The 21,186-nt window shown below is 30.4% G+C and carries 17 protein-coding genes and 3 pseudogenes; 10 read left to right on the top strand and 10 right to left on the bottom strand.

Translation table 11 applies throughout. The annotated features are described in order from the left end of the window. The first annotated feature begins 56 nt into the window (after positions 1–56). The 3 genes from C0982_RS00265 to C0982_RS00275 are packed head-to-tail and all read left to right on the top strand — an operon-like array spanning position 57 to position 2,038. Entirely contained in the window at positions 57–254 is a 198-nt protein-coding gene (locus tag C0982_RS00265) for a helix-turn-helix transcriptional regulator (protein WP_101772249.1), read from the top strand. After that, on the top strand, positions 254–754 hold the full coding sequence (locus C0982_RS00270; RefSeq protein ID WP_101772250.1) for a DUF6773 family protein: 501 nt from the start codon (positions 254–256) through the stop codon (positions 752–754). The genes C0982_RS00265 and C0982_RS00270 overlap by 1 nt, the downstream gene beginning before the upstream one ends. A 24-nt stretch (positions 755–778) precedes the next feature. Then, entirely contained in the window at positions 779–2,038 is a 1,260-nt protein-coding gene (locus C0982_RS00275; protein WP_101772251.1) for an erythromycin esterase family protein, read from the top strand. An 85-nt stretch (positions 2,039–2,123) separates the two neighbouring features. Here C0982_RS00275 and C0982_RS00280 read toward each other — a convergent pair whose 3' ends face one another. After that, entirely contained in the window at positions 2,124–2,600 is a 477-nt protein-coding gene (locus C0982_RS00280; RefSeq protein ID WP_101772252.1) for an alpha/beta fold hydrolase, read from the bottom strand. Between the two features lie 160 nt (positions 2,601–2,760). Between C0982_RS00280 and treP the strand changes: the two are divergent. The 3 genes and pseudogenes from treP to C0982_RS10980 all read left to right on the top strand — a co-directional run bounded on the left by treP (position 2,761) and on the right by C0982_RS10980 (position 5,863). Further along, a pseudogene (gene treP / locus C0982_RS00285) lies at positions 2,761–4,203 on the top strand (PTS system trehalose-specific EIIBC component). 106 nt (positions 4,204–4,309) lie between these two features. Further along, a pseudogene (locus C0982_RS00290) lies at positions 4,310–5,623 on the top strand (alpha,alpha-phosphotrehalase); the annotation flags it as partial. Further along, positions 5,624–5,863 (top strand): hypothetical protein, encoded by a 240-nt coding sequence (locus C0982_RS10980; RefSeq protein WP_456299410.1) that lies wholly within the window; start codon positions 5,624–5,626, stop codon positions 5,861–5,863. Positions 5,864–5,907: 44 nt separating this feature from the next. Here C0982_RS10980 and treR read toward each other — a convergent pair whose 3' ends face one another. Further along, positions 5,908–6,633 (bottom strand): trehalose operon repressor, encoded by a 726-nt coding sequence (treR, locus tag C0982_RS00295; protein WP_101772253.1) that lies wholly within the window; start codon positions 6,631–6,633, stop codon positions 5,908–5,910. Positions 6,634–6,849: 216 nt separating this feature from the next. Further along, positions 6,850–7,659, bottom strand: coding sequence for an MBL fold metallo-hydrolase (locus C0982_RS00300; RefSeq protein WP_101772254.1), 810 nt, complete (start codon positions 7,657–7,659; stop codon positions 6,850–6,852). Positions 7,660–8,206: 547 nt separating this feature from the next. Here C0982_RS00300 and C0982_RS00305 point away from each other — a divergent pair. Beyond that, positions 8,207–9,166 (top strand): aromatic ring-hydroxylating oxygenase subunit alpha, encoded by a 960-nt coding sequence (locus C0982_RS00305; protein WP_101772255.1) that lies wholly within the window; start codon positions 8,207–8,209, stop codon positions 9,164–9,166. Positions 9,167–9,264: 98 nt separating this feature from the next. Here the strand turns inward: C0982_RS00305 and C0982_RS00310 are convergent, their stop codons facing one another. The 3 genes from C0982_RS00310 to C0982_RS00320 form a co-directional block, all read right to left on the bottom strand. Continuing rightward, on the bottom strand, positions 9,265–10,116 hold the full coding sequence (locus C0982_RS00310; RefSeq protein WP_101772256.1) for an acetoacetate decarboxylase family protein: 852 nt from the start codon (positions 10,114–10,116) through the stop codon (positions 9,265–9,267). 41 nt (positions 10,117–10,157) lie between these two features. After that, positions 10,158–12,101, bottom strand: coding sequence for an NAD(P)/FAD-dependent oxidoreductase (locus C0982_RS00315; protein ID WP_101772257.1), 1,944 nt, complete (start codon positions 12,099–12,101; stop codon positions 10,158–10,160). A gap of 300 nt (positions 12,102–12,401) precedes the next feature. Then, positions 12,402–13,394, bottom strand: coding sequence for an NAD-dependent epimerase/dehydratase family protein (locus C0982_RS00320; RefSeq protein ID WP_101772258.1), 993 nt, complete (start codon positions 13,392–13,394; stop codon positions 12,402–12,404). 231 nt (positions 13,395–13,625) lie between these two features. Between C0982_RS00320 and C0982_RS00325 the strand changes: the two genes are divergently transcribed. Beyond that, positions 13,626–14,702: a YncE family protein gene (locus C0982_RS00325; RefSeq protein WP_101772259.1), complete on the top strand. Its 1,077-nt coding sequence runs from the start codon at positions 13,626–13,628 to the stop codon at positions 14,700–14,702. 259 nt (positions 14,703–14,961) lie between these two features. Beyond that, positions 14,962–16,379, top strand: a pseudogene (locus C0982_RS00330) (alanine/glycine:cation symporter family protein). A gap of 103 nt (positions 16,380–16,482) precedes the next feature. Here C0982_RS00330 and C0982_RS00335 read toward each other — a convergent pair. After that, positions 16,483–17,361: a YitT family protein gene (locus C0982_RS00335; protein WP_101772260.1), complete on the bottom strand. Its 879-nt coding sequence runs from the start codon at positions 17,359–17,361 to the stop codon at positions 16,483–16,485. Positions 17,362–17,769: 408 nt separating this feature from the next. Continuing rightward, on the bottom strand, positions 17,770–18,738 hold the full coding sequence (locus C0982_RS00340; protein ID WP_101772261.1) for a diaminopimelate dehydrogenase: 969 nt from the start codon (positions 18,736–18,738) through the stop codon (positions 17,770–17,772). Between the two features lie 298 nt (positions 18,739–19,036). Between C0982_RS00340 and C0982_RS00345 the strand changes: the two genes are divergently transcribed. Further along, on the top strand, positions 19,037–19,666 hold the full coding sequence (locus tag C0982_RS00345; RefSeq protein ID WP_101772262.1) for a CPBP family intramembrane glutamic endopeptidase: 630 nt from the start codon (positions 19,037–19,039) through the stop codon (positions 19,664–19,666). Positions 19,667–19,901: 235 nt separating this feature from the next. Here C0982_RS00345 and C0982_RS00350 read toward each other — a convergent pair whose 3' ends face one another. Next, positions 19,902–20,099 (bottom strand): TA system antitoxin ParD family protein, encoded by a 198-nt coding sequence (locus C0982_RS00350; RefSeq protein WP_101772263.1) that lies wholly within the window; start codon positions 20,097–20,099, stop codon positions 19,902–19,904. 1 nt (position 20,100) lies between these two features. After that, entirely contained in the window at positions 20,101–21,117 is a 1,017-nt protein-coding gene (locus tag C0982_RS00355) for an SPFH domain-containing protein (RefSeq protein ID WP_101772264.1), read from the bottom strand. Positions 21,118–21,186: the final 69 nt, after the last annotated feature.

The raw sequence follows: 21,186 nt of genomic DNA on the forward strand, positions 1-21,186 counted from the left end.
TCAAACCAATACACATTAATTTATAAGAGCAACCAAAAATTCAAAAGGAGAGCATAATGAAAAATAAAAAATTGAAGATTGCTAGGATTGAAAAAGATATGAATCAACAGCAACTCGCCGATATAGTCGGAGTTACAAGGCAAACTATTGGCTTGATAGAGTCTGGAAATTATAATCCCACTCTAAATCTTTGCATTTCAATATGCAAAGCACTTGATAAAACTTTAAATGACTTGTTCTGGGAGGAATCATAATGAAATTAAAACAAAAAAATAAAATTAAAGATGAACGTGTATTACAACTAGATAACAAAATTAAGAGTGAAGCTTGTTCAATCATAATGTCTCTTTCTATGGCTTCATTTCTTATTAAATCTATAATATTTGATATGCCTTTTTCACAATACAGCACTGAACTTGCTATTGTTATTGTTGCCGCGATATATATTGTCGCAAGGAGTACTTTTATAGGACATAGTATTATGGATAATACAAAAACAGGCAAAAAATACATGTTATTCACTGCTATATCTACTGCCTTGATTGTAGCAGCTATAAATGGATTTAGAAATTATCATTTGTATGGAGACAAGTATACTGGAATATTTGACGAATTATTTATTGCTATTTTAGTTATTACTTTTATCTCTGCCTTTATTTTTACTTCTATTACACTACTTACTTTATATTGGTTTAATAAAAAGGGGCAAGAAAGAATAGAAAAAAAATTAGATGACGAGAACAATTTAGATTAATTTAAAAAATGGAGGAATAACTAAATGAATAAAAAATCAATTTTTAGTATAATCGCAATTTCAATACTAAGTGTCAACTTGTTATCAGGTTGTGGCAATAGTAATCCAACATTGACATCTTCTGATTTGTCTAAAGTACAAACAAATATAAGCTCTTTGAGTGTTCCAAATAATATTAAAATCGTGGGTCTTGGTGAAGCTGGACACGGGGTCAATGAATATCATGAAATGAAAGTCGAGGTTTTTAAATCCTTAGTAAAAAACAATGGATGTAGATCTTTCGTTATAGAAGGAGACTTTGGCAGCGCACTCAAAGTAGATAAATATATACATGGTGGAAATGGAAGTTCTAAGGAAATTGTAAAAGAAATTGGATTCAAGATATATAAAACAGACCAACTTGCTAATTTAATCGACTGGATGCGTACTTATAACAAAACAGCTCCCGAAGGAAAAGATCTTCATTTTTATGGAATAGATATTCAGGGATTTGACAGTAATAAAGAATATCTATTCTCTGTATTAGACAAATCAAATCTAGAATTAAGTAAAAAATACAAATCTATTTTTTCAAACATAACTGATGATAATAAGTACAATATAAGTAAAGAAGAACTGAATAAATCAAAAGAAAATGCTTTAAAATTGCTAGATGAAATGGATTCTTTGAAATCTGATATAGTAAAAGCTTCTAATAAAAATTCTTTTGACTTTGCTAGAGAATGTGTAAATACAATATACCAATGTAGTAAAGTTTTATCTGGTAATGATGCTGATTACAATGCTCTGCGTGATAAATATATGTCTGAAAAAGCTATTTGGTTGCTAAATAAAAACAATGATAATTTAATTTTTATAAATGGTCATAATGGTCATATTGGAAAATCTCCTGTTGCTGGATATACTACTCTAGGAGAATTGCTATCAAAAAAATTAGGAAATAATTATTTTGCAATTGGAACAGATTCTAAAGATACAAAATTCAACTCACAAGATGAAAATGGTAACTTCAGTGTAATGGAAGTTGAAAATAGCAATGATCTAAATAGTTCGTTAGATAAAATTAAAAACAATTTTTATTATGTTGATTTTTCTAAAGTGGAGAATAATAAAAACTGGAATAAAGTATTAAGCGAAAAGCAAAAAATAACTACATTAAATGTAGGAATTTCAAGTTGGCAAAAGTACATTAAATTTTTCTATACAACAGAAATTATTCCAAAAAATACTTTTGATTCAATGATAGTATTCAAAGAAGTTAATCCTACAAAATTTGTAAAATAATAATTTTAATTTGTTATATAATAACTTTCTCAAAGTAACACTCTTTTTATTGAGAGTGTTACTTTAAATTTATCCAAGTATAACTTTATCTAAATACAATTTTATCTAAAAATTCATCCACAACTTTATTAAAATTTTCTGGTGAATTATTCGCAATAAAATGATCCCCTTCAATAATTTTCAACTCAGCTTTAGGTATATTACTATAAATCATTCTAGTATGACTATACTTTATCATATCGTTATTTCCTGCAACCACGAGAGTAGGAACTTTTATATTAGACAGCTCATAGGAATTTATATTTGGGTCATTCACCATTAAGTTTAGTAATTCCATCTTTCTTTTGTATTTTGGTGATAACTTAGAAAATATTTTTGATATTCTATACCCAATTTCCACAGGAATTTGCACACTACTCTTTACACCTTCTGAGTTGAGGTTTCCTCCATTCAGTATTAGTGCTTCTATTTTTTCTTGATTATCAAAGGCAAATTTCATTGCGATATTTGCACCATCTGAAAATCCTAATATAATAGCTTTTGATATATTCAATTTATTCATAAATTCATTTAAAATAACTAATTAATTTAATATATTTCATTAATAAAATAAATTAAATTAAAATTTTAGCTTGCAATATACTCAATCATCATTTATAATTTTCTTTAAGAAACTTGTATATACAAGTTTGCAAAAAAATAAAATAAAAAGGAGTTGTCTTATGTCTAATAAATATTCAAAAGATGCAAAAACATTGTTAGATGCTATCGGTGGTAAAAATAATATTTCCGCTGTAACTCACTGTGCAACTAGATTACGTTTTGTACTAAACGATCCTGCCCTAGCAGATGAAGCTGCTATTGATAATATAGCCTCTGTAAAAGGTAAATTTACTCAAGCAGGTCAATTTCAAGTAATTATTGGTAATGAAGTATCGGAATTTTACAATGAATTTTCAAAAATATCTGGAGTAGAAGGTGTATCAAAAGATGCAGCTAAAACTGCTGCCAAACAACACATGAACATTGTCCAGCGTGCAATCGCTGTCTTAGCTGAAATATTCAGTCCATTAATACCCGCAATCGTAGTAGGTGGTTTGATTTTAGGTTTCCGTAATATTTTAGAGGGTATCCCTTTCGATGCGCTAAACGGGAAAACCATTGTAGAAGTTTCACAATTCTGGAATGGTGTAAACGCATTTTTATGGCTACCTGGTGAAGCTATTTTCCATTTCTTGCCAGTCGGTATTACGTGGTCAATATCAAAGAAAATGGGTACTACTCAAATTTTAGGAATTGTTTTAGGTCTATGCCTAGTTTCTCCTCAGCTACTAAATGCATATGAAGTTGCTGGAGCTGCAGGTAATATATCTCAATGGGATTTTGGAGCTTTCCAAATTGATAAGATAGGTTATCAAGCACAAGTAATTCCAGCAATGTTAGCAGGATTCATGCTTTGCTACTTAGAGCGCTTTTTCCGTAAGATTGTACCTGAATCAGTTTCAATGATTTTTGTACCATTATTTGCTCTTCTACCTACAGTATTAGCAGCTCATGTTGTTCTAGGTCCTATAGGCTGGAAAATAGGTTCTTTCGTGTAAATGATTGTAAACGCCGGATTGACTAGTTCTCTAAATTGGTTGTTTGGTGCTGCATTTGGTTTCTTGTATGCTCCACTTGTAATAACTGGACTTCATCATATGACAAATGCAATAGACTTACAGTTAATAGCAGATTTTAATGCTACTAATTTGTGGCCAATGATCGCTTTATCAAACATAGCTCAAGGATCTGCTGTACTTGCAATAATATATGCACACAAGGGAGATAAAAAAGAAGAACAGGTATCTATACCAGCTACAATTTCTTGTTACCTTGGTGTCACAGAGCCAGCAATGTTCGGTATAAACTTAAAGTATGTTTATCCTTTTATAGCTGCTATGATTGGTTCAAGTATTGCAGGTTGCTATATTACTTTTATGGGTGTAACAGCTCGTTCAATAGGAGTCGGTGGTCTACCGGGTATAATATCTATCAACCACGGTTACATTCACTTCTTTATTGGAATGTTAATTACGATAATAGTACCTTTTATGCTAACTTTAGTATTTAGAAAATATAACGTCTTCAATAAAATTGATCCAATTGAGGAGAAAGTTAATTAAAAAATAAGGAGATAATATGGATTTTAGAAAAAAAACAATTTATCAAGTATATCCAAAATCATTTTATGATTCTGATGGAGACGGACTTGGAGATTTGTAAGGAATCATAAAAAAACTTCCCTATCTATCAAAATTGGGAATAGATATGATTTGGTTCAATCCATTTTTTGTCTCACCTCAAAAAGATAATGGATATGACATAGCTGATTATTATGAAATTGAACCAAGCTTTGGAACAATGGCTGATTTCGATGAATTAATAGCGGAGATGAAAAAATATAATATAGAGATGATGCTAGATATGGTACTTAATCATACATCAACAGAGCATCCTTGGTTTCAAAAAGCATTATCTGGTGATAAAAAATACCTAGACTACTATATATTAAGACCTAGAAAATCTAATGGTGATTTTCCAACAAACTGGCAATCAAAATTTGATGGTGCTGCATGGTCAGCTTTTGCAGATTCAAAAGATATTTGCTATCTTCACTTATTCGATGTTACGCAAGCGGATCTAAACTGGAGAAATCCTGATGTCAGAATTGAAATGAGTAAAATTGTGAATTTTTGATTGGATAAAGGTGTTACAGGATTTAGATTTGATGTAATAAATCTAATTGGAAAAGATGAAATATTAGTAGACGCAGATGATGGTGTTGGCAAATCTTGCTATACAGACAAGCCAATCGTTCATGATTACTTGAAAGAATTAAGCGAGAGATCATTTGGTCGCATTAATAGTATAACAGTTGGAGAAATGTCTTCTACAACTGTAGAAAACTGCATTTTATACACTCAACCGGATCGCCATGAACTTTCCATGACATTTAATTTCCACCATCTAAAAGTCGATTATGTAGATGGAGATAAATGGCAACATGAACCATTCCGTTTCTCAGAATTACGAGATTTATATCATACTTGGGGTGAAAAAATGTCTCAAAATAATGGATGGAATGCTTTATTCTGGAATAATCACGATCAACCAAGGGCTATCTCTAGATTTGGTAATGATAAAAAATACAGAGAGAAATCTGCTACTTTACTAGCAACATCTATTCATCTGAATCGCGGAACACCTTTTGTGTATCAAGGTGAAGAGATTGGTATGACAGACCCTTACTTTGATACTCTATCACAGTACCGTGATGTTGAATCAATCAATGCTTACAATATGCTAATTGAGCAAGGTAAGACCTCACAAGAAGCTCTTGATCTTATTCAAAAAAAATCGCGTGATAACGGACGTATTCCAATGCCTTGGGATAATTCAAAAAATGCAGGTTTTACAACTGGAGACCCTTGGATTCCTATAGGTAAAAATTGGGAAACAATAAATGTAGATAATGAGCTGAATAATGGAGAAATATTCCCCTACTATCAAAAATTAATTTCTCTAAGAAAAAATTTAGATATTATTTCTGAAGGTGATTACAAACCATACGCACCTGATTCAACTTGGTTATATGCCTTCACTAGAAATTTAAAAAATCAAAAAATGTTAGTTCTAAATAACTTTAGATCGGAAGAGAATATTTTAGAAATTGAAGAAAATTGGTTTGACGGTGAAATTGTCATACAAAATTATCCAGATTTAAAAGTGAGAGACAATAAAATTCAAATGCGTCCTTTTGAATCTGTAGCATTTTTAATATAATAAATTTTACAATAAAAAAATCACTCCTAGTTAGCTAATCTAGCTTAAGGAGTGATTTTTTTTCGTCTAGCAAAATCAATAAATTTAAACTTATCTACTCTATGTCTCGACTCTGTATACTGAAATAACTGAGTGTCTTGTAAGTATACCTGACTTCTAACAACTACTACATGATTATCTTCCGGTCTCAATGTCAAATACTTTCTATCATAATCAGTAAGAGGTTCCACCGTAACTTCTTTTTTAGCAAAACCAATATCCATATTTAATTCTTCTTCAAAGTATTCATAAATTGAATTCTCAGCAATTTCTTTTGTCAATCCTCGAGTTAATTCTACAAGAAGATAGTCTTTATCTAATATCACTACTTCACCATTGACTTCTCTTTGCCTAACAAGTACCCAAAGTTCTTCATCTGAAAAAGGAAAGAATTCATTTTTTCTTTCTTTATCATATTTTGTTTTCTTCTCTAGACTCACGACAATAGTTCTATTATCAATATGATTTTCTGCAAATATTTCTTTATAACTTGTTAATCCTGAAATTGGAAAATTCACCTTTGGTAAATCCAAAACTGTTGAACCCTTTCCCTGTTGTTTATGAATATATCCTTTTTCAGCTAGCAAAACTAATGCCTTCCTTATTGTTTCTCTAGAAACGCCATAATGCTCTGATAGTTTTTTTTCGCTTGGAAGCTTTGTTCCTGCTGGATATTTCTTTTTAACAATGTCTTCTTCTAAATCAAGATAAATTTCAAAATAACGATTCATCTATATAATCCACCACACTTCTGTTTTTTATCTAAACACCTTATTTGTAATACTTAGATAAATTCAGTATATCATTTTTTTATAATATTGCAACTTGAGGAATAAAATATAAATTGAACCTATCTCTTAAACAAGTTAATGGTTACCGTTTATTATAATTATCGTTTATTATAGTTGTCATTCACTATATTAATCTAATTGTATTTCTTTTATTTATTAATCCCAAGGCATTTCTCCTGTTACTACCTTTGCACTCATTTCCAAGCTACCATCTGGCAAATCAGGATAAATATTTTTCATTTTTTCTATTGTTTCATTACTAGCTTTACTTTCTTTTTCTACTTCCATAAATTTTTCAATATACTCTTTTGTGAACTTTATATTTTCAAAGGAAAATTCATTTTCCTTTGAAAAATGTCCCGGTATTACTGTTTTAGGATTTATTGATATTAATTCATTTAGATCATCTATCCACTGTTTTTGACTTTCTACTGTCTTTGTATCAGCCATAAATAAGTGACTATCTGTAGAAATTAAAATCCCACCTAAAATTAATTCATCTAATTTATTATAAAGAGTTTGTTTTTTCTCATCGTTACCAAAAATAATAAATTCTTCATTATCTAATTTAATTAAATCTCTAACCTCATTTGGAATAATGATTTTATCAGGAGCCTTGTCTTTTAATATATCCTTCCAAACAACTAACTTATCCTCATATGTACTTTGAATTCTTTCTATATTACTCGCCGTTGCAATCAACTTAGCATTTGGAAAAGCCTCTAAAATTTTATTTGCTGCAAAATAGTAATCTGGATCACTATACGAAATATAAATGGTTTCGATTTCTATTTCATTTTCTTTTGCAACTCTAATAATATTTTCTGCATCATCTTGCGAAAATTGAGTATCTACTAGCAAAGCCTTACCTTCTTTTTCAATAATTGTTGCGGTTGCTCCGAATATAGCCTCTGGTTCCATTACATAATAATTCACATTTCTTCCTGTTATTTTTCTATAAGACATATATTTTTCTCCTTTCAAAATGAATATTTTTATACTTACATAAATATTTCTTTATAAATAATTATTAAGATTTACATAAAATAAATAACCTTTATAATTATTAATTTAATTTTGTTAAGCATTAGATACCCAATAAGAAAGATTCTTAACGTCAATTTTCTGATTTTTTTATTATTCGAATTTTTAGTGTCATATGAATTTATATACTTTAATAAAATAATAAATAAAAATCTCCTATTCATCTCATGCATATATGTTTGATATTGCAATATATTCAACGTAGAAAATATTTTAATATAAATAAAATAAACGTAATTATTACAAACATAGCCAACTAATAGATGTATAATAATCGTAAAATTCAGATGCTATAAATCCAAAAATCAAGAACCATATAAATATGATATAATTATTAAAATAGATATTAATACTCAATAAATTGAAATTATCGCTATTCTAAAACTATCGTATATACATTAAAAATATAATATATTTTATGTGAGGTTTTTTGAACCTTACAGCAACTATTTTATAAAGGAGTAATCTTATGATTTTTAATCAATGGTATGCAATTGCATCCTCAAAAGAAATAAAAGAAAATAATATTTTATCATTAAAAAGACTTAATCTTGAATTAGTTCTTTTCAGGCAAGATGGAACAATAAAATGTCTTGAGGATAAGTGTAGTCATAGAGGTGCCTCTTTAAGTAAAGGTAAAATTGTTGGAAAATGTATTCAATGCCCATTTCATGGGATTGAATTTTCTGGAGACGGAGAATGTTATAATATTCCTGCAAATGGTAGAGGCTTTCAAGGTGATTTGAGTAAGTTCTCTATAAAATCTTATCATATAATTGAGCAATGCGGTATCGTCTTTATTTGGTATGGTGATTCTGACCCTACAACTCTGCCACCTTTTTTTGAATCATTAAAGGATCCTTCACTGAAAATGAAAGAAAAAACTGATATATGGAATACCCATTACTCTAGAGTTATAGAAAATCAAATCGATACTGTGCATCTCCCTTTTGTTCATCACAATACAATAGGACGCGGAAATAAAACTCTAGTGAATGGACCTAAAACTGTATGGTTGGATGATATTACGCTTCAAACAAGTGCAAATAATGAAATTGATAATGGTCAAAAGCCCTTAAAACCTAATGAAAGTATAATTAAAAAAACTTTTTTAGTGTTTAAGTTCCCAAACATTTGGTTGAATAATATTTCTGATAAAATAAAAGTTATGATATTTTTTGCTCCGATAGATGATGAACACACAAAGCTATATTTGAGATTTTATAATAATTTAACTGGAATTGGATTTTTAAATAGTATTATTTCTTTGATAGGGAAAGAAATGAATAACATAGTTCAAAGACAAGACAAACGTATTGTTATCACACAAAAACCAAAAATAACGGGCGTTAAAATCGGTGAGAAATTAATCTCAGGAGATAAGCCAACAATAGAATATAGAAAGAAAAGAGAAGAACTAATAAAATAAATTTTATGTTAATTTAAATTAAAAAAGTGCTAAAAATATAATTTTTAATTTTAGCACTTTTTTATTATTTTTTTATTCTACTCTAAATTTAATAAAATCTATTTATGATTGTATCCTGTCAAATATGCTGAAGGATATCCCATCATAGAACGGTCATATCGTCCAGTCATCAAGTATGGCATTACTATGTTAGCATCTAAAGATTCCAACTTAACTGTTTTTGACATTTCGATATATTCATTTTCAAAAAATGCTGCCCCCATAGGCTGTAACACAGCTAATTCTCCAAATGGATCGTCTTCTGATGAACGAGTTCTGATAGTCAGATTTCCAGGTTCCCAAGTTTTACATTTAGATTCTGTGATTAATTTCACTAAATTCACATCAGAGAATTCTGTATTTCCATTTTCTGTTTGAATCATGTTAAATGTGTGGAAGAAATTCACACCTGGATTTATTGAGCCTGGGGCTGGATCTCCTAAATATGACGATGCAACAGCAGTATTGTATTTACCAAGCTCTATTTCACAATCTAACAAAGTTACTCCATGTCGTTCAATCTTTGCAGTTACACGATCTCCCACACGATTCACTTCCATAAAGCTTGCTGTTTTTTTAGGAATTCCACAACAATTTGAACCTACAATTGTTCCACCTTCTGCACCATGTCCATAAAGCATTAAATTATATGCATACGCTCCCGATTCTCCATTATAAGTACAAGGAGTTGCCAGTAAAGATTCCATATATGGTCCACCAAATGTAGTCCCTGTGAACTGAACAATATATCCAACTATAACTGGCGCAGTAGCCTGTAATGGAGGTGGAATCAATTTATTAATCACTTCTGGCGGAGCAGAGTATGTAAAGTAAATTCCCTTTTGTCCATATAATCTAGGAACATTTACAAAATTTTTTACATCTTTTTCTGATACTAAAAAACTACTCATAATTTTTCTCCTTTTCTTTAATACCACAGCTATATAGCTTTCTATAAATTATTACACAAAACAAATGCATCACTTACTGCATTGACAATTTTTCCGACTTTGTGAGAATCTCCAATATTATATACATTATCAAACTTAGATTTCAATTCTTGACAGAGACTATTTTCGCTTTTAACACCTAGTGCAAGTACCACTTCATCACACAGTAATTCAGTAGTTTCTCCTTCAAGTTTTACTCTGTCTTTTTCAATGCTTAATAATTTATGTTCAGGCATAAGTTTAACATTGTATTCTTGTAAGTGTTTCAATACATCCATTACGCTTTGCCAATATCCATCTGGTGCAATTTTCTTAGCCATCTCGATCACACTTACTTCATTACCTTGAGATGCCAACATTTCAGCTAATTCTATTCCAGTCATACCTGAACCTATCACAGCCACCTTCTTATTTCTTAACTGTATTTTTCCTGACAAAATATCCGGAACATTGTACACATTTTCATTAAATACTCCTGGAATATTTTTTGGAATAATAGGAACAGATCCTGTAGCTAAAATTATAGCATATGGATTAAGTTTTTCTATTTTATCGATATCAACTTTTGTATTCATTCTAATATCAACACCTAGTCGATCTAATTCTGTCTTTAAATAATCTATAAACCAACCTAATTTTTCTTTGCCCGGAGGATTTTTACCTATTGCTACGTTACCGCCAAGCACATCTGTCAATTCAAATAATATTGGTTTAAATCTTCTTTCCGCCAAGACCCTAGCAGACTCTAATCCAGCAGGACCACCGCCTATTATTACTACTGTCCTATTTTTACCGTCCTTAGCATAATATGGATAGCGTGACTCTTTTCCTAATTGAGCATTTACACTACACTCTATAGGAACGCAAGCCCCTGAATTTGAAAAAACAGATTCAAAACATCTCAAGCAACTCACACAGTAACGTATACGATCAGCTTGATCGTTTTTCGCTTTGAAACACCATTCTGGATCGGCAAGATGAGGTCGTCCCATGCCAATAAAGTCCATTTTACCTTCTTCAATAAGCTTTTCAGCAAAATCAGGATGACGTATTACTCCGTTTCCATAAACAGGTATCTTAACAGCATTTTTAACTTTTTCTGTCAAATATACACGCCAGCCTTCATCATAAGATAATGGTTCTACAATAGTGTTCATTGACTCATATATACCGCTTGTTACACCTATGGCATCTACTCCTGCTTTTTCTAGAAGCTTACAAATTTCAACACCTTCATCTAGTTGAATTCCTTCATCTCCCATAAATTCTTCTACGGTTACACGAATTGTAACAGGAAAATCAGAACCACATCTTTTTCTGATACCCTCAATTATTTCAACTGCCATACGCACACGATTTTCGAGGCTTCCTCCATACTGATCTGTCCTCTTATTAGTATGCTTACTAAAAAATTGATTTATCAAATATCCATGAGCTCCATGAATTTCTACTCCATCTATTCCAGCTTGTTGAGCTCTCCAAGCTCCATCGATATAGTCTTGTATCAATCCTTTTACTTCCTCTGTAGAAAGAACTCTAGGCTCTTCTCCTACTATTGGACATGTAACGGCTGAAGGTGCCACTGGTTGAACACCATACATAGCTGCACTTCCAGTCTGATTACCTGGGTGATGGAGCTGTACAAATATTTTTGTTCCATGCTTATGCACTGCATCAGCAAGTTTTGATAGCCCTAAAATCACTTCGTCATGTGATACTGATAACTGAGCCGGCTCTCCAATTCCATGTTCATCATTTATCCTTGTTACCTCTGTACAAATAAGACCTACTCCTCCACGAGCACGTTTTTCATAATATGATATCATTTGTTCAGATGGAGTACCATCCACGTTGGCCATACTACATCCCATAGAAGACATTATTACTCTGTTTTGAATTTCAAGATCCCCAATTTTTCCTGGAGAAAAAAGTTTGGAATATTTCATATTAATCACCTCTATATCCTTTCATCCTATCAAAGCATCCTCCACACTAGATCCTATCTATATACTAGCATTTGTTTTATATTTTCGCAATAGTCAGACTATTTATAAACTTTAATATGTTATTTTTCTTTACTAGTTTTTATACATTGGTTGATTATTTTTTTATAGTCTTTCTTCATTATCTCTCCATTAGTCTTTATATCTTAGTTTTTATACCTTAGTTTTTATACCTTAGTTTTTATACCTTAGTTTTTATACCTTAGTTTTTATACCTTAGTTTTTATATATTCGTCTTTCTCTTTAAATCCTTCCGCTTTCTTTTAACCATTTCACAGTTTCTGCTAACGTCACATTCATGTCTCTAGTTTTATAGCCTAATTCTATAGTCGCCTTTTGATGAGAAAACAAAGAATTTGAATTAAGCGTATAAAGTGAATATGATGTAAATAATGGAGGTTGCTTCAACATTTTATAGTAAATCTCTGAAAGTGAAGCTGTCATTTTTACAAACCAGTATGGTAAATATCTTTTGATTTTTTTCTTTCCAGTTATCTCGTGCAACATATCAAGAATTTCACTTATTTTAAAGTATCTATTTGAAAGTATATAGCATTCTCCTGATTTTCCTTTATCACAAGCTGCAATTATTCCATTTGCCACATCACGCACATCTACAAAATCATACCCTCCGTAAATACCAGATACTAGCCTATGTTTGTAGTAATCTATTATCAATGTAGTAATGTGCCCCCTTCCATTATCATACGGACCAGCAATTCCAGATGGATGAACAACACATGCATTTAACCCTTTAGATGCCGCTTCTAAAACACACGCTGTAGCCTCTGCTTTTGTCTTTGCGTATAAACCTACAACATTATCCGGAGAAAAGTCAGTAGTTTCTTTAATTGTCACTCCTTTTGGTTGCTCTCTAATAGCATGAACTGAACTCACATAAATTAACTTATGAACTTTGTCTTCTCTACAAAGATCTACAACGTTTTTCGTTCCTCTTACATTTACATCAAATACAGCTTGATCAAATTTTGATGATATTGAAACAATCCCTGCACAATGAATTACAACTAGTTTACTATCTCCTAAATTATCAAAGCATGCTTTTATACTGCTTTTATCACATACATCTCCCTTATAAATTTCAGCCAACTCAGGTATATTTTTTTCATTAGGTAATACTAATGCACGAACACATTTTCCTCTTTCAATTAAATTTTGAACAACTACGCCTCCAAGATGACCCGCTGCACCTGTTACTAAGTATATTTGTTTCATAAAAAACCCCCATTCCAGTTTCTTAATAACTCTACATAGCATTATTAGTATAGTAATATCATGTATATAAATGTTTTACAATATACTTTTTAAAATAATTAAATTTTATTTAAATATCCTCTGCATATTGTTCATACTTTTCAGAATTTATTTACAATATAACTTTACTATGTTACCCTTAATATAATTAATATTTTATTTATTAAATTTTTTTTAAAAGGAGGTAAAGTGATGAAAAAAATATATATAATTATTTTATCTATAGTAGCAATTATTTTAATATCGGTGGCTGCTTTTATTCTATACAATGAAAACAAAGACAATCTAACAACCGAAAAAGATGTTTCTATACTTACGACATATGCAAGTGGAAGCGAACTTTCTTTCTGGAGATATGATGATGACTTAAATCTTCTATCCAAAAAACAAATTCCTATAGGTAAATCTGGTTCTTATGAATCTACGGCTGTACACAATGACGAAATCTATTATATTGTGGGATGTAAAAAATTATTTATGTATACCAAAAATAAAGTACTTGTCTTTTCAAAATCCGGTGGAAAACAAGTTAAATCTTATCCTCTATTGAATAATTATCAACCAAATACAATAGAAGTAGACGACAACAACATTTATAATACCTATAACAATGATAAAGAAGTTATATTTTCTAAAATCAACAAAAAGAATAACAAAGAAGAATCTATTCTTTTAAAAAAATCAGAAAAAAAGAATGGAATATATAACTATTATGTTGCTGACTACATTTCTGAGCATAATGGTAAAGTATACGCATTTTTAAGAAGCAATGATAGGACAATATTAAAAATAATAAATCCCAAAAATATGACTGTAGAAAAAGACATAGAACTTGTTGGTGGTCTATCATTTACTTCAGCAGTTTTTGATAAAAATAAAATGTATGCTGGAGCAATGAGAGGTGATCACAACGATACTGGGCGGTTAATTGTTTTAAATCTAGACAACGGAAGAATTGAAAACCAAATTGAAACAGATGAGATGGTGTTTTCAATGATAGATGATGACGATTCAAATATTCTTGTATTTAAATCAAAAGATGAATCTAATCCAGAAAATCATACTAGCATAATGAAGTATAATAAATTAACAAATAAATTAGATCCATACAAAAAAATGGATAGAACTGTTTTATCAGCTCTCAAAAATAAAGACGGTAACTTTATAATCCTTGGACACTATTCAATTGCTATATTTGATAAGGATTTTAATATAATAAAAGAAACTCAAACACCTCAGATAGGATTTACTATAGATATATTTGATTAGTTAGCCTATCGTCCAATCAATTGACTATTTATAATATCTCTCTAACTAAAAAATTTGTAACCACTGACTTTATAATATTAATATTTTTATATTTATATTCGTTAAAAAAAAGTTAAACTTATTTTCTGAAAATTGATTTAATTCTGTAAATTTTAATGTATAATTATATTATCTTTTTATTTGCAACTAATACATGTTTTAAAATGAATTAATTTAGAGATTATTTTTTATTAAGTATTTTTGGTTGGGAGGTAATTGTATGGAAAAAATCTTAGAAATCAACAGTCTGATAAGTGATTTTGTATGGGGATGGCCAATGCTTATCTTGTTACTAGGTACAGGATTATACTTAGGCATTAGAACAAAGTTTGTTGTATTAACACATTTTAGATTTATGATGAAAAATACAATAATCAAACTTTTTTCAAAAGCAAAGCACCATGGAGAAGGAGAAGTAACTCCCTTTCAAGCGGTATCCACTGCATTAGCTTCTACAGTAGGTACGGGAATGTAGCAGGTGTAGCTCTTGCAATTGCTGTAGGTGGTCCTGGTGCTGTTTTCTGGATGTGGTTATCCGCAATACTGGGAATGACTACAAAATTTTCAGAAGTTATTTTGTCGATTACATACAGAGTGAAAAATAATGATGGTTCATTTTCAGGTGGTCCAATGTATTACATTGCAAGAGGACTGGGACATAATTGGTTAGCAAAGCTATTTGCTCTATTTGGAGGCCTTGCATCTTTTGGTATAGGTAACATGACTCAGTCAAATTCTATATCTCAAGCACTAGAAGCTACATTTCATATTAGTCCTATAGTTACCGGTTTAATTTTAGCAGCAATAATTTCAGTAGTAATTTTAGGAGGAATAAAGAGAATTGGATTAGTTGCAGAAAAATTAGTGCCTTTTATGGCAGTATTTTATGTTGCTGTATCCCTTCTAATACTAATATTAAATTATTCTAAAATACCTAATGCTTTTGGACTTATATTTAGCTCTGCTTTTACAGGTCAAGTAGCAACTGGTGGCTTTGCAGGTTCAACATTAATGATGGCTATGAGAAATGGTGTTGCAAGAGGCGTGTTTTCAAATGAAGCAGGTCTAGGTAGCGCTCCTATTGCTCATGCTGCTGCAACAACAGATCATCCAGTAAGACAAGGTATGTGGGGAGTTTTTGAAGTATTCATGGATACTATAGTTATATGTACAATGACAGCACTAGTAGTTTTGGGTTCAGGTGCGTGGAATTCTGGAATCCAAGGTGCAGCATTGACTACTACTGCTTTTGAATCTGGAATAAAAGGTGGTCAGTACCTTGTAAGTGTCGGACTTACATTATTTGCATTCACAACAATTCTAGGATGGTCATACTATGGAGAAAAATGTACTCAATACTTATTGGGAGACAAATTTGTATTGCCATATAAATTTATATACATACCGCTTGTTTTTGTAGGCTCTATTGGTGGTTTACAATCTGTATGGGCAATTTCTGATACTCTTAACGGATTGATGGCTATACCAAACTTAATTGGTGTCTTCTTCTTATCAAGCGTCGTAATAATAATGGTAAAAGATTTTATGAAAAATCCAGATAAAATAAGAGAATCTGATAATGAATATTTAGATATACTTCCTGATAAGTTCAAACCAAGAGAACATAAAAGTAAGTAGTAATAAAATTTATAAAAGGCTGCCGCTATTAATTTGAATAGCTCAGCCTTTTATTACTTTTATATACTATTATTTTATAGATTTCCTTAATCATCAGTCTTTTTTAATGAAGATATCTTCTTTGCAACGTAAATCCTCTACCTTCTACTTGATTCACATCACTAATTATCATAAATGCATTTTCGTCTATCTCTTTGACTATATCAACTAATTTAGGATATTCTTTTATTGACACCACTGCAATTACAATCTCTTTTTTATCTTTTGTATAGCCCCCATGTGCATCTATTATTGTAGTCCCTCTATCCAAATCCTTCGAAATTTTTTCAACTATAATTTTTGATGACTCACAAATTATTTGAACTTGTTTAGACTTCTCAGTACCAAGCAATAATGTTTTATTTATTATATAAGAACAAACTAATACGGACACAATTCCATAAAATGCAGCATTCAATCCATAGCCTACCACACCAAATAATACTGTCAGCCCATCTACTATCATTACCAAAACTGCTAAAGATGCTCCAGTGTATTTGTTTACTATCAATGGTATTATATCCATTCCACCTGTACTTCCATTTTTTCTGTATACCATACCTACTCCAAGACCTATTAGAACCCCACTAATTACAGAGGTTGCAAGTTTATCCATTACAAAAATTGAATCATCTAATGTATTATAAATACCTCCTAATATCGATATAAAAAGAGGACTCGCTATTGCACTCACTACAGTTTTTATCAAAAAACCTTTTCCTAAAATGATCGAACCAAGTAAGAATAGCCCAATTGTAAGTAGCTGAACAGTCAATTGCTTGTTAATATCAAAAAATGCACTTAATACAACTGTTACTCCAGACGTTCCGCCTACAAGTATTTCATTTGGCAAAACAAAAAATACTACAGCAATAGCTATTGCTAAATTACCTAACACAACTATAGGTATATCCTTTAAATTTTCCTTTAAAAATTCTTTCATAGTCTCAATATTATCCGCAATGATAAAAATAATCTTCTACCATTACACTCTCCTTTCTTTTATTTATGTACACGCATTTTATTTATTCTATAACATATAGTATTATTCAAATCTCACACCACTACTCATCTATATCTGCATTATTGAGTGGTATTATCTCAATTCTTGACATTATTCATACTTCTAAGCTTTATTCTTCTTTTTCAACAACGGTACTTTTTACTAGAATGTTTTTATAATACCTCTATTAAAACAGCCCTTATACACATAATTATATCACATAGTAAAATTACTTGTTAATTTTACTCAATTATTTTTTTATAATTCTTTATTTTCATATAGTACTAAAAAAATGTAGCCACAGTAAATTCCATGGCCACCTAAATGTTTTAATTAAATTTTTAGTATTTATAATAAAAGTTTTCTCTGGTCTTCAGGGCTAAGTTTTGATAAATAAGACAGTGGTATATCAAAGGCTGTAACAGCACCTGTCCTTCCCTCTTTGTTCATTTTATATACAGCTCTAGCATATGCCACGTTAACTGATGCAGTAAATTCTGGATTACTTCCAAGTTTTAATGAAAATTCATAGACCTGATTAGTACTTTCAGAAGTATTGCCCAATCGTATCACTGTTCCACCATGAGGCATTCCTTTGTGATTTTTATTCATTTCTTCTTCAGATATAAAATGCACAAAAGTATCGTAATCGGCAAAATAATTAGGCATTGTAACTATTTCTTTTTCGATTCTTTTCAAATCTGCACCTTCTTCAGCAACTACATAACATTCTCTTGTATGTTTATCTCTCGTTGTAAGTTCGCATTTTTCTCCATTTTTAATTCTATCAATTGCTTCTTTTACTGGAATAGTATACTGTACTCCATCTTTTACACCATCTATTCTACGTATTGCATCTCCATGACCTTGACTTACGCCTTTTCCCCAAAAAGTATACGTTTCTCCTTCTGAAAGAATTGCTTCTGAAAGTAATCTATTCATTGAAAATAAACCTGGATCCCATCCAGTTGAAATTACTGACAGATTGCCTCCTCCAGATGCGGATTTATTGATTTCCTCAAAGTACTCTGGTATCTTAGCATGTGTATCGAAGCTATCTACTGTATTAAAATTCTTTGATATTTCTGGGCCTTGAATTTTTAAATCAGTTGCAGATCCACCACAAAGAATACATACATCGATTTCTTCTTTAAATTTTATCAAATCATCTATGCTATATACATTAGAATTCGTATCAATAGAACTTGGATCTCTCCTTGTAAATATTCCTACTAACTCCATATCTCCTGCCAATTTTATTGCTTTTTCAGCACCTTTTCCAAGATTTCCATAGCCTATAATACCTACTCTTATCATGTTAGTTTACTTCCCTTCTCTATAATTTACAAAATATTTATTTGATTCAGAATATCAAACTTATAATTAATTGTCAAATAATATATTAGAATAATATTTTCCCAATTATTTTTCTAGTTTATTAAACATATATATTTTCTTATATTTATCGACCATTATAAATACATATGTCTATAAAATACTAATTAAAACTAAATATTTTTTTTAAAGTTTTGAAATATAGTCATATTAAGTGTATAATAAAATTAAAGTAAAATATTAATTATAAAATAATTTTAAAAGTGAAGGAGGTCTTAAAGTGAAAAAATCTTTAAGCAAAGAACTATCAATAGGTTTGTTAATATTTGTATTATATGCAATAAGCCAGAATATTCTACCTATAATTGTTCCTAAAGAGAATGAAAGCTTCGCCATGACGGCTTCAATCATAGGTTATGTGTGTACATTTATAGCTGCAATAATACTTAGTAAAAAATTTGATTTAAAACTTTATTCAGGAAGGTTTGAAAAAAAACATATTCTTTATGTTGTCGGCTCTTTTGCACTAATTGTTGTTTTTAATTTAGTAAGTTTATTAATATTTAAAAAACCAACCGAATCAGAAAATCAAATGGCACTTCAAGAAATGGCTAGCGAATCCTTATGGTCTACTATAGGATATACTGTAATCATTGCACCAATTGTAGAAGAATTAGTTTTTCGTGGTAGCATAATGGGACTAATCTTTAAGAAAAGCAAGTGGATTGGTTTCGCTGTCAGTGTAATTTTATTTACAATAATACATTCTCCTACCGATTTAGAATCGGTTTATAGATATGCAACGATGGGGATTGTATTCAGCGGGGTGTATATGACAACTAAAAATCTAAAAGTATCAACAGCATCTCATATTTTTAATAATATGATTGCATCAATTAACCTATTATAATAAAATAGCATTTTTATTCCCATTTTTAAAGTCCTACTATGGTAAATTCATTTTACTAAAGTAGGACTTATTAATTTACAGACTTTTTCCTCAAATTTACTTTTTAAGCAAATCTTTTGAAGTTCACTCTGTTTTTTATTTATTTTTAATTCTAGTTTAAAGTTGTATTATATATATAGCTTTATATTTTTAAGGTAGCACTTCACCCATTTTTATTATATGTTTTGTGTTATTTTTATTTCTCTTCAGAGTTCTCTTCTTCATCCACTAACTCTATATTTTTATGATTCTTTTTTCTTTCTTTTACAGCTTCTGTTAATAAGTATTCTATCTGCCCGTTAATGGATCTGAATTCATCTTCTGACCAAGCTGCTATTTCTTCATATAGTTTAGAAGATATGCGAAGAGGAATCTGTTTTTTTTTGCCGCTCATATTAATACAGGCTGCCACTATTTACAATGGGTTGTGCATCCTTACTTCCACATAAAACAACTAATAAGTTAGAAACCATTGCAGCCTTTCTCTCTTCATCTAGTTCAACAACTTCTCTCTCGCTAAGCTTATCAAGAGCCATTTCTACCATTCCTACAGCGCCATCTACTATCATCTTTCTAGCATCAATAATTGCACTTGCTTGTTGTCTTTGCAACATTGCAGCTGCAATTTCAGGTGCATATGCTAAATAAGTAATCCTAGCTTCAATAATTTCTAATCCTGCTTCTTCAACTTTCTCTTGAATTTCTTTGCGAATTCTTTCCACTACTACAGCACTAGAACCTCTTAAACTACCTTCATCTGGTTCTCCATCTCCTGTAGTATCAATTCCCTGTGCAACATCATAAGGATATACTCTAACAATATTTCTAACAGCGCTATCACATTGTAAAGATAGGTATTCTTTGTAATTATCTACATTAAAAACTGCTTTTGAAGTATCTACTACTCTCCACATTACTGCAATTCCAATTTCAACAGGATTACCAAGAACATCATTTACTTTTTGTCTGCTATTGTTTAAAGTCATTATTTTTAATGATACTTTCTTACTTCCTCCGCCAGTGTATTTCACTTTTCCATCTGATGACACTGTAATACCTTCACTACTATGTCCTTCAGCTACATCTCCACTTTGACCTAGTTTAGTAGTTGCAGCAGGGTTTACTGCAGTTGAAAATGGATTTACAAAATAAAAACCTGGCTCTTTTATGCTTCCTGTGTAATTACCGAATAAAGTCAATACCAAAGCTTCTTGAGGTTTTATTATCTTCAACCCGAAACACAATATAAAACCTACTATTATTCCTATAATTCCAAGCAATATTAGCATCCCCATTTTCATTCCTTCAAAATTAACTGAAAATACAAATGATAATATTGATAGAATTTCAATTGCTAAAATTAAAAATAGAAATATCATACCACTTTTTGGCTTTAATTTTTTTTCATTCATTGCTACGCCCTCCTTTTAATAATTTTTATTTGATATCATTATGATATCATTTTAATTTCTTTTTGTCAA

Source organism: Peptostreptococcus faecalis (genome assembly GCF_900240845.1).
Classification (GTDB): Bacteria; Bacillota; Clostridia; order Peptostreptococcales; family Peptostreptococcaceae; genus Peptostreptococcus; species Peptostreptococcus faecalis.